The 15,985-nt window shown below is 36.8% G+C and carries 18 protein-coding genes; 17 read left to right on the top strand and 1 reads right to left on the bottom strand.

The genetic code is table 11. The annotated features are described in order from the left end of the window. Nucleotides 1–6: 6 nt before the first annotated feature. Nucleotides 7–612, top strand: coding sequence for a YigZ family protein (locus LNP04_RS07175; RefSeq protein WP_229985855.1), 606 nt, complete (start codon nucleotides 7–9; stop codon nucleotides 610–612). 3 nt (nucleotides 613–615) lie between these two features. Here the strand turns inward: LNP04_RS07175 and LNP04_RS07180 are convergent, their stop codons facing one another. Then, nucleotides 616–1,305 carry a zinc metallopeptidase gene (locus LNP04_RS07180; RefSeq protein ID WP_129534826.1) on the bottom strand — a complete coding sequence of 230 codons (690 nt, stop codon included), beginning with the start codon at nucleotides 1,303–1,305 and terminating at the stop codon, nucleotides 616–618. Between the two features lie 108 nt (nucleotides 1,306–1,413). Between LNP04_RS07180 and LNP04_RS07185 the strand changes: the two genes are divergently transcribed. The 16 genes from LNP04_RS07185 (at nucleotide 1,414) to LNP04_RS07260 (ending at nucleotide 15,880) form a co-directional block, all read left to right on the top strand. Continuing rightward, entirely contained in the window at nucleotides 1,414–2,538 is a 1,125-nt protein-coding gene (locus LNP04_RS07185) for a GTP cyclohydrolase (RefSeq protein ID WP_229985856.1), read from the top strand. Nucleotide 2,539: 1 nt separating this feature from the next. Continuing rightward, nucleotides 2,540–2,716, top strand: a complete 177-nt coding sequence (locus LNP04_RS07190; RefSeq protein ID WP_229985857.1) for a hypothetical protein — start codon at nucleotides 2,540–2,542, stop codon at nucleotides 2,714–2,716. 121 nt (nucleotides 2,717–2,837) lie between these two features. Continuing rightward, entirely contained in the window at nucleotides 2,838–3,209 is a 372-nt protein-coding gene (locus tag LNP04_RS07195) for an NADH-quinone oxidoreductase subunit A (RefSeq protein ID WP_229985858.1), read from the top strand. A gap of 101 nt (nucleotides 3,210–3,310) precedes the next feature. After that, nucleotides 3,311–3,871, top strand: a complete 561-nt coding sequence (locus tag LNP04_RS07200) for an NADH-quinone oxidoreductase subunit B (protein WP_229985859.1) — start codon at nucleotides 3,311–3,313, stop codon at nucleotides 3,869–3,871. 5 nt (nucleotides 3,872–3,876) lie between these two features. After that, nucleotides 3,877–4,371, top strand: coding sequence for an NADH-quinone oxidoreductase subunit C (locus LNP04_RS07205; RefSeq protein WP_229985860.1), 495 nt, complete (start codon nucleotides 3,877–3,879; stop codon nucleotides 4,369–4,371). Between the two features lie 62 nt (nucleotides 4,372–4,433). Continuing rightward, nucleotides 4,434–5,657, top strand: a complete 1,224-nt coding sequence (gene nuoD, locus LNP04_RS07210; protein ID WP_229985861.1) for an NADH dehydrogenase (quinone) subunit D — start codon at nucleotides 4,434–4,436, stop codon at nucleotides 5,655–5,657. A 104-nt stretch (nucleotides 5,658–5,761) separates the two neighbouring features. After that, nucleotides 5,762–6,271, top strand: coding sequence for an NAD(P)H-dependent oxidoreductase subunit E (gene nuoE / locus LNP04_RS07215; protein WP_229985862.1), 510 nt, complete (start codon nucleotides 5,762–5,764; stop codon nucleotides 6,269–6,271). Nucleotides 6,272–6,360: 89 nt separating this feature from the next. Further along, nucleotides 6,361–7,716 (top strand): NADH-quinone oxidoreductase subunit NuoF, encoded by a 1,356-nt coding sequence (nuoF, locus tag LNP04_RS07220; RefSeq protein ID WP_229985863.1) that lies wholly within the window; start codon nucleotides 6,361–6,363, stop codon nucleotides 7,714–7,716. A 14-nt stretch (nucleotides 7,717–7,730) separates the two neighbouring features. Continuing rightward, nucleotides 7,731–8,627, top strand: coding sequence for a hypothetical protein (locus LNP04_RS07225; protein WP_229985864.1), 897 nt, complete (start codon nucleotides 7,731–7,733; stop codon nucleotides 8,625–8,627). Between the two features lie 56 nt (nucleotides 8,628–8,683). After that, nucleotides 8,684–9,676, top strand: coding sequence for a 2Fe-2S iron-sulfur cluster-binding protein (locus LNP04_RS07230; protein ID WP_229985865.1), 993 nt, complete (start codon nucleotides 8,684–8,686; stop codon nucleotides 9,674–9,676). Nucleotides 9,677–9,863: 187 nt separating this feature from the next. Continuing rightward, nucleotides 9,864–10,925, top strand: coding sequence for an NADH-quinone oxidoreductase subunit NuoH (gene nuoH / locus LNP04_RS07235; protein WP_229985866.1), 1,062 nt, complete (start codon nucleotides 9,864–9,866; stop codon nucleotides 10,923–10,925). Between the two features lie 157 nt (nucleotides 10,926–11,082). Further along, nucleotides 11,083–11,640, top strand: a complete 558-nt coding sequence (locus LNP04_RS07240) for an NADH-quinone oxidoreductase subunit I (protein WP_076452809.1) — start codon at nucleotides 11,083–11,085, stop codon at nucleotides 11,638–11,640. Then, nucleotides 11,640–12,137, top strand: coding sequence for an NADH-quinone oxidoreductase subunit J (locus LNP04_RS07245; RefSeq protein ID WP_047447235.1), 498 nt, complete (start codon nucleotides 11,640–11,642; stop codon nucleotides 12,135–12,137). Before LNP04_RS07240 ends, LNP04_RS07245 begins: the two co-directional genes overlap by 1 nt. 3 nt (nucleotides 12,138–12,140) lie before the next feature. Next, nucleotides 12,141–12,470 (top strand): NADH-quinone oxidoreductase subunit NuoK, encoded by a 330-nt coding sequence (gene nuoK, locus LNP04_RS07250; RefSeq protein ID WP_047447237.1) that lies wholly within the window; start codon nucleotides 12,141–12,143, stop codon nucleotides 12,468–12,470. A 3-nt stretch (nucleotides 12,471–12,473) separates the two neighbouring features. Next, nucleotides 12,474–14,387, top strand: coding sequence for an NADH-quinone oxidoreductase subunit L (nuoL, locus tag LNP04_RS07255; RefSeq protein WP_229985867.1), 1,914 nt, complete (start codon nucleotides 12,474–12,476; stop codon nucleotides 14,385–14,387). Further along, on the top strand, nucleotides 14,387–15,880 hold the full coding sequence (locus LNP04_RS07260; protein ID WP_229985868.1) for a NuoM family protein: 1,494 nt from the start codon (nucleotides 14,387–14,389) through the stop codon (nucleotides 15,878–15,880). The genes nuoL and LNP04_RS07260 overlap by 1 nt, the downstream gene beginning before the upstream one ends. Nucleotides 15,881–15,985 lie beyond the last annotated feature (105 nt).

The following is a 15,985-nucleotide window of genomic DNA, read 5'->3' on the forward strand; positions in this document are numbered from 1 at the left end:
GAAGAAATGATACACGAATATAAAACCATTGAAAAACCGATTGAAAACACCCTTCTTAAAGAAAAAGGAAGCAAGTTTATCGGGTTTGCATTTCCCGTCAATAATGAAACTGAGCTCAAAAATGCTTTAGAAAAAGTAAGATTAGAACACCCGAAAGCGACCCATCATTGTTATGCTTTCCGAATGGGCTTGAATGGAGAAAACTACAGAGCAAATGACGATGGAGAACCCTCCGGAAGTGCGGGTTTGCCAATTTACAATCAACTTTTAGCAAACGAAATTACTAATGTTTTGGTCATCAGCGTTCGTTATTATGGCGGTACAAAATTGGGCGTTTCAGGTTTGGTAAAAGCGTATAAAGAATGTGCAAAAATAACTTTAGAGGATGCCAAAATCATCACTAGAGAATTAGAAACCGAGATTGAAATTCAGTTTAACTTCAATCAGCAAAATGTTATTTTCACTTTGCTCTCAAAATTCGATGCAAAAGTTTTGAACTTTGACGCTGATGAAAACTGTATTCTTACGGCTACTTTAAAAACAGCACAAAAAGAAAGCATCTCAGAAAAACTCTCTGAGATGCAACATATTTCTTTTGATTTTAAAGACTAAATTCTAATCTCTTCTGCCGCCCATCAAAAGAGAAGCAAAATAAAGAAGCTGAGCTAAAGAACCAAGAGCAGCAACAAGGTACGTTCTAGCAGCCCAAGTAAGACTGTCTTTCACGCCAACAAATTCTTCCGCAGTTACCGTTCCCGTATCTTTCAGCCATTTCATCGCTCTGTTACTTGCATCATACTCCACCGGAAGTGTTACGAATGCAAAAAGTGTCGTCAATGCGAACATAATGACTCCAATCAGCAGTACTATTTTGTTTCCACTCATTGCCATCACCACAATACCTCCCATGAGAACGAACTGCATTAAATTAGAACTGATGCTTACGACAGGAACCAATTTAGATCTTAATTGCAGCATCGAATAACCAACTGCATGTTGTACAGCATGACCACATTCATGAGCCGCAACCGCTGCTGCTGCTGCATTTCTCTGCATATAAACACCTTCTGAAAGGTTTACTGTTTTGTCTGCTGGATTATAATGATCTGTGAGTTGTCCCGGAACTGATATCACCTGTACATCATTAATTCCGTTGTCTCTCAACATTTTTTCTGCCACTTCTTTTCCTGAAAGTCCATTTCTAAGATGTACGTTTGAGTAATACTCGAATTTAGATTTCAATCTTGAGGAAACCAGCCAGCTTAGGAGCATCGAGATTCCTATAATAAGATAATAACCTGTCATTTTTTCTGATATTTAAAATATAATAATTCTATATATGAGATGTAATAATTGTGCCAAAGTATTAACAATTATTAATTATATTTGTGGTAGAAATTACCCTAAAATACTATGTCAGAAGTTTCAATTCTTGAAGTAAAAACACCTAACGAATTAAAACAATTTGTAAAATTCCCGATGGATTTGTACAAAAACAATCCTTACTACGTTCCTTCATTTGTGAAAGACGAGTTGAACGTGTGGAATTCTCAGGAAAATCCTGCGTTGCAGTATTCTGAAGCAAAGCAGTTTCTGGCATGGAAAGACAAGAAAATAGTCGGAAGAATTGCCGTAATTATCAATCATAAAGAAGAAAAAGAACTCGGCATCAGAAAAGTTCGTTTCGGATGGATTGATTTTATTGACGACAAAGAAGTTTCAAAAGCATTAATCGATACCGTTATCAATTATGCCAAGTCGCATCAGATTGACAAAATTGAAGGGCCGATGGGTTTCACAAATCTTGACAAAGCAGGAATGTTGACGTTCGGGTTTGAAAAAATTGCCACGATGATCGGAATTTATAATCATGAATATTACACTCAGCACATCGAAAATCTTGGACTTGTAAAAGAAAAAGAATGGGTAGAATTTGAGATGAACTTCCCTAAAGTTCTTCCTCCTAAAGTGGAAAAATTCAGCAAACTGATTGCTGAAAAATATAAATTGAGAGTTTTAGATTTCCAAAGCAAAGAAGAGATTTTACCGTATGTAAAACCTATGTTTAAGTTGCTTGACGAAACCTACAAACACCTCTCAACTTACACCCCTATTTCCGAAGAGCAAATCAAAACTTACAAAGAGAAGTTCTTCCCGATGATTGCGAAAAACTACGTGATTTGTGTTGTTGATGAACATGACGAACTGGTTTCTTTCGCAGTGACGATGCCCTCATATTCTAAAGCACTACAAAAAGCGAAAGGTAAACTTTTTCCATTTGGCTGGTGGCATTTTATGCAGGCTCAAAGGAAAAACGATAGAGCCAATTTTTATCTGATCGGAATTCATCCGGAATACCAAAGACGTGGCGTAACGGCAATTATTTTTAAAGAAATCTTCGTCCGCTTCAACAATATGGGAATCGATTTCGCTGAAACTAATCCAGAACTGGAAGAAAACAAAAGCGTGCAAGTGCTTTGGCAAGATTATAACCCTGTGAATCATAAAAGAAGAAGAACCTATTCTTTAAAATTCTGATATGAAAATACATCTCATTGTTTTCGCAATTTTAATTGCAGGTTTTATCTCTTACAATCTCTTTTTACAGCCTGAGGATAACCGTATAAATACCATCATCAACATTTTGTATGCAAGTGTGCTTTTTGGTTACATTTCATTTATGGCATTCTCTCTCCTCAAAAAACTGAAGAAGTAAACATTATTTTTATTGATTCTAAATTATCGGTTTTTCCTATTTTCATCAGACTTTTAAGTTGATTAATTTCATGCTTTATTGTTTATTGCCTAAATTTGCAACTTGAGATAATAATGTAAAAATGAATTTACCCGAAAGTTATATTCCAATACTCATACAAGCCGGTGTAGCCATTGGTTTTGTTGCCATTTCTTTGCTAGGCGCTCATTTTTTGGGTCCGCAGCAAAAAAAAGGGAATTCTGTAAAGAACTCAAGCTGGGAATGTGGTATTCCTGTTGAAGGAAATGCAAGAACTCCATTCTCTATTAAATATTTCCTAACGGCAGTACTTTTTGTATTGTTTGATATCGAAATTGTATTCTTTTATCCTTACGCAGTTAATTTCAGAGAATTCGGAATGGAAGGATTCTTTGCAGTACTAATGTTCGTAGCAATCTTCTTCCTTGCATTTTTTTATGTCTGGAAACGTGGAGCATTAGATTGGGATAAATAATCAATCATCATTTTAAATAAGAGATTTAGATAAACACAATTGAATTAAGGTTAACATTAATCGTAATTTAGAATCTAAATTAGAATATTAAAATCAACAAAATGTCAGATCAAAAACCAATTATAAGAACAGATGCACCAGCTCCCGAAGGATTTGAAGGAGAAGGTTTTTTCGCAACGAAATTGAGCAGTGTTATCGGAATGGCAAGAAAGTTTTCACTTTGGCCTCTACCGTTTGCAACCTCTTGTTGTGGTATCGAATTTATGGCGACGCTAAACCCAACGTATGATGCTTCAAGATTTGGTATGGAAAGAAACTCTTTCTCACCAAGACAGGCTGATATGCTGATGGTTTGCGGAACTATATCTAAAAAATTAGGACCTGTTTTAAAAGAAGTTTATACTCAAATGGCTGAGCCAAAATGGGTTGTAGCTGTTGGAGCATGTGCTTCAAGCGGCGGTATTTTCGACAGTTATTCTGTTTTACAGGGAATTGACAAAATCATTCCTGTAGACGTTTACGTTCCTGGATGCCCGCCAAGACCAGAGCAGATCATCGAAGGTGTAATGCAGGTTCAGGCTCTGGCAGAAAGCGAGAGTTTACGAAGAAGAGATGCACCAGAATATCAGCATTTACTAGACTCTTATAACATTAGCAACTAAGAGAAATGACGAACGAATTTGTATTAGAAGCAATTACGAGAGAATTTCCGGAAACTGTAATTTCTAGTTCAGAACCTTACGGAATGCTGACAATTGAAATTAAAAAAGAAGATATCAAAAAAGTCATTCATTATTTGAAAGACTCTTCATTGGAAATCAATTTCCTTACAGACGTTTGTGGAATCCATTACCCAGAATTTCCAGATAAAGAAATCGGTGTAGTGTATCATTTACAAAACATGATGACTAATTTCAGATTGCGTCTGAAGATCTTCATGTCGAGAGAAAATATTGAAGTAGATTCTCTGACTGAATTATACGCAGGAGCTAACTGGATGGAAAGAGAAACTTTTGATTTCTACGGAATTAAATTTAAAGGTCATCCGGATCTAAGACCTATTTTAAATATGGAAGATCTTGGATACCACCCTATGTTGAAAGAATATCGTCTGGAAGATGGTACAAGAACAGACAAGGATGATTCAATGTTCGGAAGATAATATAGCCAATGGCGGATGGCAATTAGCCAATAACCAGAAGCAAATAGCTAAAAGCAAATATTATGAAAGATAACTCATTATCTAATATACTTAACCAACACGAAAGTAAAGAACAGATTGACGGGCAGTTATATACCTTAAATCTCGGACCTACTCACCCTGCAACACACGGAATTTTCCAGAATGTGTTGACGATGGATGGAGAAAGAATTCTTCATGCTGAGCAGACAGTTGGTTATATCCACAGAGCTTTTGAGAAAATTTCTGAAAGAAGAAACTATTCTCAGATCACTACGCTTACAGACCGTATGAACTACTGCTCGGCTCCTATCAATAATTTAGGATGGCACATGACAGTTGAAAAGCTAATTGGCATCAAAGTTCCGAAACGTGTAGATTATATGCGTGTTATTTTAATGGAACTGGCAAGAATCGGTGACCACTTAATCTGTAACGGAGTAACTGGAATGGATGCAGGTGCAATTACAGGATTGACTTATATGTTCATCGAAAGAGAACGTATTTATGATATGTACGAGCAGATTTGCGGTGCAAGAATGACGACCAATATGGGGAGAATCGGAGGTTTTGAAAGAGATTTCACTCCAAAATTCCATGAATTGCTGAAAGACTTCTTAAAAACTTTCCCTGCAAGATTTGCTGAATTTGGTCAGTTGTTAGAGAGAAACAGGATCTTTATGGACAGAACCATTGGTGCAGGAGCAATTTCTGCTGAAAGAGCTTTAAGCTATGGTTTTACAGGTCCGAATTTACGTGCATCAGGTGTTGATTATGATGTAAGAGTTGCAGAACCTTATTCTTCTTACGAAGATTTTGACTTCATCATTCCTGTGGGAACTGCAGGAGATACTTACGACAGATTTATGGTTCGTCAACAAGAGATTTGGGAATCATTAAAAATAATCAACCAAGCTTACGATAATCTTCCAGAAGGACCTTTCCATGCGGACGTTCCTGATTTTTATCTTCCTGAGAAGGCAGATGTTTATCAGAAAATGGAAGCTTTAATTTACCATTTCAAAATTGTAATGGGAGAAACTGATGTTCCGAAAGGCGAAGTTTACCACGCAGTAGAAGGTGGAAACGGCGAATTAGGATTCTACCTGGTAAGTGATGGTGGTAGAACGCCATACAGATTACATTTCAGAAGACCTTGTTTCATTTATTATCAGGCTTATCCTGAAATGATTACAGGTTCAGTAATTTCTGATGCGATCGTTACTATGTGTAGTATGAATATTATTGCGGGAGAATTAGACGCATAAAAAGAAGACGTTAGACATCAGATTTAAGATGTTAGACTCTTCGCTTTATATATAAATTTAAAATCTGATGTCTGAAATCTGGCATCTGAAATCTTAGATAAAAAATGAGCGAAACAATAGCTTTTAAACCGGAAAGTTTACAGCAGGTAGATAAAATTATCGCTAGATATCCCGAAGGAAAACAAAAATCGGCTCTTCTTCCAGTGCTGCATATTGCACAGAAAGAATTTGGAGGTTGGTTAGATGTTCCTGTGATGGATTATGTTGCTGAATTATTAAGCATTAAACCAATTGAAGTATATGAAGTGGCAACTTTCTATACAATGTTTAATATGAAGCCTGTCGGCAAATATGTTTTGGAAGTTTGCAGAACCGGACCATGTATGGTAAGTGGAAGCGAAAAAATATTAGATCACATCAGAACAAAACTGAACATCAAGGATGGTGAAACTACCGCAGACGGAATGTTTACATTAAAGCCAGCTGAATGTCTTGGTGCTTGCGGATATGCTCCTATGCTACAGTTAGGAAAGTTCTATCACGAAAATTTAACCATAGAAAAAGTGGACGAAATCCTTGATCTTTGCAGAGAAGGACAAGTTGATTTGGGCTAATACAATTTAAAATCTTTGGTTTTAAATTAATTTAAATTTTAACAATTAAATGCAAGAAGCCAAAAGCCAATTGCAATAAGCATATTAAAATGAGTAAAAAACTTTTACTTAAAGACGCACACATCGAAGGTATCCGTTACTATGAAACTTACCGTAAACAGGGAGGTTATACAGCAGCTGAAAAAGCCTTGAAAATGACACCCGATGAAATTCTTGAAGAGGTAAAAACTTCAGGTCTTCGTGGTCGTGGTGGTGCAGGTTTCCCAACAGGAATGAAGTGGAGCTTTCTGGCAAAACCGGAAGGTGTGCCAAGACACTTGGTAGTGAATGCAGACGAATCTGAACCGGGAACTTTTAAAGACAGATATTTAATGGAATTTCTTCCTCATCTTTTGATTGAGGGAATGCTAATTTCTTCATATTGTTTAGGTTCAAATGTTTCTTATATCTACATCCGTGGAGAGTATTCATGGATTCCTGATATTTTGGAAGAAGCGATTGATGAAGCTAAAGCTGCAGGATTTTTAGGTAAAAACATTTTGGGAACAGGTTTCGATTGTGAAATTTACGTTCAAAGAGGTGGCGGAGCTTATATCTGTGGTGAAGAAACTGCTTTGCTAGAATCTCTGGAAGGAAAAAGAGGAAACCCAAGATTAAAACCACCTTTCCCTGCTGTAAAAGGACTTTGGGAAAGACCGACCGTAGTAAACAACGTTGAATCTATCGCAGCAATCGTTCCTATCATTGATATTACAGGTGCGGAATATGCTAAAATCGGTGTTGGAAGATCTACAGGTACAAAATTAATTTCTGCTTGCGGAAATATTAATAAGCCTGGAGTATATGAAATCGACATGACCATTACTGTTGAAGAATTCATTTATTCTGACGAATATTGCGGTGGAATTCCAAACGGTAAAAAGCTAAAGGCTTGTATTCCTGGAGGAAGCTCAGTTCCAATTGTTCCGGCAAACTTATTATTGAAAACGGTAAACGGTGAACCAAGATATATGAACTATGAATCTCTTGCTGACGGTGGTTTTGCTACCGGAACGATGATGGGTTCAGGAGGTTTTATTGTATTGGATGAAGACCAGTGTGTTGTAGAACATACCATGACTTTGGCGAGATTTTATCACCATGAAAGTTGCGGACAGTGTACTCCTTGCCGTGAAGGAACGGGATGGATGCATAAGATTTTAAAGAAAATAGAAAAAGGAGAAGGAAAAATGGAGGACATCGATTTACTTTGGGACATCCAGAGAAAAATCGAAGGAAACACTATTTGTCCGTTAGGTGATGCTGCAGCATGGCCTGTAGCAGCAGCAATTCGTCATTTCAGAGATGAATTTGAATGGCATGTGAAAAATCCCGAACTAAGTCAAACTCAAAACTACGGATTGGCCAATTATGCAGACCCGATTCCAGTTGCAACAAGTAATTAATAGAGATTGAAATTTTGAAGAAGATTATTGTTGTTGGAATATTGATGTCGAATTTTGTTTTCGGACAAATTACACAAGACACTTTAATTAGTGAAAGAAGATTAAAAAATGATCTTATTCCACCATATGATAGAAGCGAATTAAAATCATCAGATAATCCTTTTAAAAAAGGAAGCTTCTTGGTGTTTTGGGGATGGAATAATGCAAAATATTCAAAATCAGACATTCGTTTCAAAGGTGATGGTTATGATTTTCAGTTGGATAATGTAGTTGCAAACGACAGACAGACTCATTTTGATTGGGGAACCTATTTTAATCCGGGAAGTATAACGATTCCTCAGGTTAATTACAGGATTACCTATTTCCCGAAAGATAATTTTGGAATTACTTTAGGAATGGATCATATGAAGTATGTAATGGATCAAAACCAAACTGTTAATATGAGAGGATATATTAATGATCCTAAATATGCAGGAATGGTGAATAACGGAAAGGTAGACCTGAACAGTGGAGAATTTTTAACATTCGAACACACAGACGGTCTTAATTATATCAACATTGGTGCTCAGAAATATCATAACATTTTAGATAAAAAAAATATTGATATTTTCCTGAGTTATGGAGGTGGATTAGGAGCTTTATTGCCAAAATCTAATGTTCAGTTAATGGGAAATGAAAGAAGTGACAGATTCCATTTAGCGGGTTTTGGGTTAGATGCAAGAGCAAGTGTAAGTGTAGTTATTATTAAGCATATTGTACTTCAGGCAGAAGGAAAGTTTGGATACATAAATATGCCGGATATTAAAACAACACTAAACAACAAGCCGGATAAAGCTTCTCAGGATTTTGTATATGCACAATTCAATTTTGGAATTGGATATACTTTTAATACAACAAAAAGATCAAAGTAATTTGATTTTAATTAATAAATAGAACTATTGCTTAGCGCATTATAAAGCGAAAGAATATGAGCGAAGAGGTTAAGAAATTTAAAATAACAATAGACGGACAAACTACTGAAGTTTTGCCTGGAACTTCCATTTTGGAAGCAGCAAGACAAATCGGCGGAAAATCTGTGCCACCAGCAATGTGCTATTACAGCAAATTGGAAGCCAGTGGAGGAAGATGTAGAACATGTTTGGTAGAGGTTTCTAAAGGTTCGGAAGCAGATCCGCGTCCGATGCCTAAATTGGTAGCAAGCTGCAGAACCAATGTGATGGACGGAATGGAAGTGAAAAATCTTTCTTCTGATAAAGCACAGGAAGGCCGTAAAGCGGTTACTGAATTCTTGTTGGTGAATCACCCATTAGATTGTCCGGTTTGTGATCAGGCTGGAGAATGTCATCTTCAGGATTTAGGTTACGAGCACGGAAATCTTGAAACCAGAACTGAATTTAAGAGAAATACATACGAAGCTGACGACTTAGGTCCACACATCAAACTGAATATGAACCGTTGCATCTTATGTGCAAGATGCGTTCTAGCTGCGAATCAGTTGACTGGTGAGCGTGAGCACGGAATTTTGTTCAGAGGAGATCATGCTGAAATTTCTACTTATTTAAACAAAGCCTTAGATAATGACTTTATCGGAAACGTCATCGACGTTTGTCCGGTTGGAGCATTGACTGACAGAACAGCACGTTTTGCAAGCAGAGTTTGGTTTACAAAGCCAATGAATGCTTCTTGTAAATGTGATAAATGTTCAGGGAAAGCTACTGTTTACATGAAAGGTGATGAGATCGTAAGAGTTACTGCAAGAAAAGATCAGTGGGGAGAAGTTGAAGAATTTATCTGCGACACTTGCCGTTTCGAAAGAAAGTCATTGTCAGACTGGAACATTGAAGGTCCTAGAAATATCGACAGACATTCTGTTATTTCATTAAACCATTACGAGAAACCTAAAGACGAATTGAGAGTTTTAGACAATCCGATGGCGAAAGAAATCAGCGAAAAAGACTAAAAATAAAAAAGTTGGATGCTTGAAGCTGGATGATGGAAGTTTTTAACTTTCATAAATCAAGATTCACTTTCAATTTCAACCTTTGAACTTTAAATAGATAAGAATTTGATAATGAGATGAAGAGTTAGTGCCGAGAATTGCTAAACTTCCAGCTTCCAACTCCCATCTTCAAACATTTAAATAAAAAATGGATTTACTTACATTTAAATTGATACTTGTACTGGCACTTTTCCTGTTATCATTAACGATAGCAGCCTACTCTACTTGGGCAGAAAGAAAAGTAGCGGCAATTATGCAGGACAGAATTGGGCCTAACAGATCTGGACCATTCGGTTTATTGCAACCTCTTGCAGATGGTGGGAAATTTTTCTTTAAAGAAGATTTTACTCCGCAAAATGCAGAAAGATTCCTTTTTGTATTGGGACCTGCGTTGGTAATGTTTATTTCATTGATTACCGGAGCGGTTATTCCTTGGGGTAAAACGCTGAATATTGGTGGTGAATCTTTCGATTTACAGGTTGCTAATATTGATGTAGGTGTACTATTCATCATCGGTATGGCTTCTATCGGAGTTTACGGAATTATGATTGGAGGCTGGGCTTCCAACAACAAATATTCATTACTGGGTGCAATCCGTGCTTCTTCGCAGATGATTTCTTACGAATTGGCGATGGGTCTTGCTCTACTTTCTATCATTATGATGACAGGAAGTTTAGATTTAAAAGTAATTACCGAAACTCAAACCTCAGGAAAAATTTGGGGTCTTTTTGAGATAGACGGATTAAACTGGAATATACTTTACCAACCTTTAGCATTTTTAATTTTCTTTGTATCGGCCTTGGCAGAAACCAACCGTCACCCTTTCGATTTACCTGAATGTGAATCTGAATTGGTTACAGGATATTCAACAGAATATTCATCAATGAAATTAGGATTGTATATGTTTGGTGAATATGTGAACATGTTTATTTCAAACGCATTTATCGTGGTTCTTTTCTTTGGTGGTTACAATTACCCGGGAATTGAATGGGTAACCCAAAACTGGGGAGAAAATGCAGCAGGAATCTTAAGTATTGTAGCATTTTTAACTAAAACTATAGTCGGAATTTTGATCTTTATGTGGATCAGATGGACACTACCAAGATTCAGATATGACCAATTGATGCACTTAGGATGGAAAACTTTGATTCCATTGGCATTGGTAAACCTGATGATTACAGGAGCTGTTATTCTTGCTTTCGGTAATTAATTTGAAAATGAAATAATTTGAGAATTTGAAAATAGGATTAAATTCCGCTTCCAACTTCTAACAGAAATATAAATTTGAAAAATGAGCTGATGAGAAAGCAGCGATGAGATAACTTCCATCACCCAGCTTCCATCTTCCAACATTTAAACAATAAAAAATGAAACTTACAAACAGATCAAAAGTTGTTTCGAATAAAGAAATGACCTTTTCTGAGAAAATCTACCTTCCGGCGATTTTCAAGGGAATGGGGATTACTTTTAAGCATGCTGTGAGAACCGTTGTAAAACGTGCTCCGAATGTTTATTCTTATCCGGAAGTACAAAAACCGAGAGCAGATATCTGGAGAGGTCAGCACGTTCTGAAAAGAGATGAAGAAGGCAGAGAAAGATGTACAGCTTGTGGTTTGTGTGCGGTGGCATGTCCTGCCGAAGCAATTACAATGACGGCTTCAGAAAGAACAAGAGAAGAAAAAGATCTTTACAGAGAAGAAAAATATGCATCAGTATATGAAATCAATATGTTGAGATGTATTTTCTGCGGAATGTGCGAAGAGGCTTGTCCGAAATCTGCAATTTATCTTACAGACCGTTTGGTAGATGTAGAAACCAACAGAGGTTCTTTCATTTATGGAAAAGATAAATTGGTTGAAAAAATTAATGAAAGGATTGACATCACAGAAAGACAGTCCGAGAAACAAAAAAATGCGGTAAAATAATGGATCAGTTTTTATTTTTCTTGGTGGCGTTTTTAGCAGTGTCAAGTGCGGTTTACTTCGTATTTGCGAGAAATCCTCTCTACGCTATTCTGTCATTAATTGTTACAATGTTTTCAATCGCCGGAATGTACATTCTTTTGAATGCACAATTTTTGGCCATCATACAGATCATCGTTTACGCAGGTGCGATCATGGTTTTATTCCTTTACATCTTAATGATGCTTAACCTTAATAAGGAAGACGAAAGTAAGAAGAACAATACTTTAAAGTTTGTTGGAGTTTTTACAGCTGGTCTTTTATTAATTGGGGTTTTGGGTGTTTTCAGAGGAGTTCAGGAACAACATGTAGTGGTAGAAAACGTAGACAAAGGCGTTGGCCTTACAAAGAATCTGGGAAGACTTTTATTCAACGAATATGTTTTGCCGTTTGAGCTTGCTTCCATCCTGATTTTAGCAGGTATTGTAGGTGCGGTATTAATCGGTAAAAAAGATTTATAAATTATGGGAGAAGTAAATACTTTTATGCAAAGCGTCCCTCTGGAATATTTCATCATCCTTTCGTCAGTATTGTTCTGTCTTGGGGTTTTGGGAGTATTACTGAGAAAAAACGCGATTGTAATTTTGGGTTGTGTGGAGCTTATGCTGAATTCTGTGAACCTTTTGCTGGCTGCATTTTCAGCGTACAATGGGAACAGTGACGGACAGCTTTTAGTTTTCTTCATTATGGTGGTTGCTGCTGCGGAAGTAGCGGTAGGTTTGGCAATTATTGCGATGCTCTACAGAAATACCCGTTCTGTGGATGTAAGTATATTTAATAAATTAAGAGGATAAAGAATGGAGAATTTAGTCTATGCAATAATACTTTTACCACTTTTAGGTTTTCTTATCAACGGTTTATTCGGAAAAAATCTTCCAAAAAAAGTGGTGGGTTCTCTGGCAACGGCAATGGTTTTTATTCCGTTCTGTATTGCAGTAAGCATTTTCATGAATTTCGATTCTGAAAGTCAGCCCGTAATCGTAAAAGCTTTTGAATGGTTCAGAGTTAACGGAATTCAAATCAACTTCGGTTTTCAGATCGATCAGCTGTCATTAATGATGGTGATGATCATCACAGGAATCGGGTCTTTGATTCACCTCTACTCTATCGGATATATGAGTCATGATAAAGGTTTTTATAAGTTTTTTACTTATTTAAATTTATTTATCTTCTCTATGTTACTATTGGTAATGGGAAGCAACTACTTAATCTTATTCATCGGATGGGAAGGTGTAGGTTTGTGTTCTTATTTACTAATCGGTTTCTGGTACACGAACGAAGAATATGGGAAAGCAGCAAGAAAAGCTTTCATCATGAACAGAATTGGTGACCTTGCTTTGTTGATTGGAATTTTCATGATTGCTTCTCAGACAAATGCAGTTGATTATTTAACTGTTGCTCAAAACGTAGGAAAATTTGAATTAGACGGAACAATTATCATATTTATCACGGCGAGTTTATTTATTGGTGCGACCGGAAAATCTGCTCAAGTTCCTTTATATACTTGGTTACCAGATGCGATGGCTGGTCCGACTCCAGTTTCTGCATTGATTCACGCGGCGACGATGGTAACGGCAGGTATTTATTTGGTGGTAAGATCTAATTTCTTATTTACTTTAGCCCCAACGGTTCAGGATGGAATTTTATTAATCGGATTCTTAACCGCAGCATTGGCAGGTTTCTATGCGCTTCGTCAGAACGACATCAAGAAAGTATTGGCATATTCTACAGTTTCACAATTGGGTTTTATGTTTATTGCTTTAGGTTTGGGAGCATATACAACCGCAATGTTCCATGTAATGACGCACGCTTTCTTTAAAGCTTTGTTATTCTTAGGTGCAGGTTCTGTCATTCACGCAATGAGCAACGAGCAGGATATGCGTTTCATGGGAGGTTTGAAAAAATATATTCCAATCACTCACGCTACTTTCCTTATCGGAACTTTAGCAATCTCAGGATTCCCTTTATTATCAGGGATGATTTCAAAAGACGAAATTTTAGTAGCGGCTTATTCTAAAAACCCAATTTACTGGGTGATGTTATTCATCTTGGCTGCTGTTACTGCAACATATATGTTCAGACTGTATTACCTGACTTTCCATGGAGATTTCAGAGGTACGGAGGAACAAAAACATCATTTACACGAAAGTCCTCTTAATATGACTTTACCATTAATCGTTTTGGCTGTACTTTCAGTGCTTGGAGGTTTTATTAACCTTCCTCACTTCATTGGTCACGGTCATTATGCTAAATTAATGGAATGGCTTAAACCTGTTTTGACAGAAGAAAGCTTTAAGCAAATGGAAACTACACTTACAGGAGTAGCAGAAAGCACCGAATTTATTCTTTTAGGTGCAACTGTTGCCATGTTTTTTGCAGTTTGGTTTATCGTGAAAAATACTTATGTAAATAAGAAAAAAAGAGCTATCGCTGAAGACGATTATACAGGATGGGAAAAACTTTCTGCTAAGAAATTGTACGTTGACGAACTTTACAATGCATTAATTGTAAAAACTGTTGAAGGACTGGGACGTGGCGGAAAAATGTTTGACAAAGGCGTTCTTGATCGTTTTGTAGACTACATCGGAGAAGGTGCTGAAGACAGCGGAAGATCGATGAAGCGTATACAGAACGGAAATGTAGAAAACTACATTCTGATCATGTCTTTAGCTGTGGGAATTATATTAATTGTTAACTTTATATTACAATAATGTCTTATTTACTATTAACATTATTACTTTTACCTCTAGTAGGTTCGGGATTGGTCTTTGCATGGAGGAATACTTCCAGCAAATACCTGGCATTAGGAATTGCTTTGATTCAAATGCTGCTTACATTTTACGTTGTTTCGGATTTTGATTTTAATCCAACCGTAGACAGCGTATTGCAGTACGAGATCAACTATCCTTGGTCACAGTTTATAAAAAGTAACCTTCATTTCGGAATTGACGGAATGAGCTTACTTCTTTTACTGCTGACCAATATTTTGATGCCGATCATTATTTTATCATCTTTTAATGAGAATGTAAGTTATAAAAATTCTTTCTACGGTCTGATTTTGCTGATGCAGTTCGGATTGGTGGGTGTTTTCACTGCTTTAGACGGATTGTTATTCTACATTTTCTGGGAAGTAACTTTAATCCCGATCTGGTTTATCGCCGCACTTTGGGGTCAGGAAAACAAAAGACTTGAGTTCACCACAAAATTCTTCGTGTATACTTTCGTAGGATCATTGTTTATGTTGGCTGGTTTAATCTACGTTTACACGCATTCAGCATCATTTGCTTTAACAGATTTGTATAACGCAGACCTTGGCGAGACTCAGCAGATTGTTGTTTTCTGGTTTATCTTCTTTGCATTCGCAGTAAAACTTCCGGTTTTCCCATTCCATACTTGGCAACCGGATACTTATACCTACTCTCCTACTCAGGGATCGATGTTGTTATCAGGGATTATGCTTAAAATGGCAATCTATGGTGTACTTCGTTATCTGATTCCGATCACACCGACCGCAATCTTCGGAATTTCAGGACAGATTGTAATCATCCTGGCGATTGTAGGAATTGTTCACGGAGCTTTAATTGCGATCATCCAGACTGATATGAAGAGAATCATTGCGTATTCTTCTTTCTCACACGTTGGATTGATGGTGGCAGGTATTTTCTCTTCTGCGGTTCTTACTTTAAGAGGAACATTTACGATTGAAGGAGCTGAAGGAGCTTTGGTACAGACATTTGCTCACGGGATCAACGTGGCAGGTTTATTCTTCTGTGCTGATATTTTATACAAAAGATTTAAATCAAGAGACATCAGACAGATGGGAGGTTTGGCGAAAGTCGCTCCTAAGTTTGCCGTTTTGTTTCTGATTATCATATTAGGTTCAATGGGTGTTCCATTGACGAATGGTTTTATCGGAGAATTTATTTTGATTAAATCGATCTTTGACTTTAACGTATTGGCTTCAGTTATCGCAGGTCTTACCGTTATTCTTTGCGCAGTATATCTTTTAAGATTCTACGGAAAAGCAATGTTCGGACAGGGAGACGATGCAGTTTTAAGTACAGCTAAAGATTTATCAGCAGTAGAATTCTCGGTATTGGCAAGCATTGCAGTATTTGTAATTGTCTTGGGAGTTTTCCCTCAGCCGGTCATTGATATGGTAAGTAGTTCACTGAAGTTTATTTATACTTCAATGGTTAACTAAAATTTAAATAGTAAAAGATTAAAGAATTAAGAGGTAAAAAGTAAAAAGAGCCAAGATAAAAGTAAAAAGGTAAATGTAAAAAGAGCTAAGTGAAAAACTAAAACT

This window comes from Chryseobacterium sp. C-71 (assembly GCF_020911865.1).
Classification (GTDB): Bacteria; Bacteroidota; Bacteroidia; order Flavobacteriales; family Weeksellaceae; genus Chryseobacterium.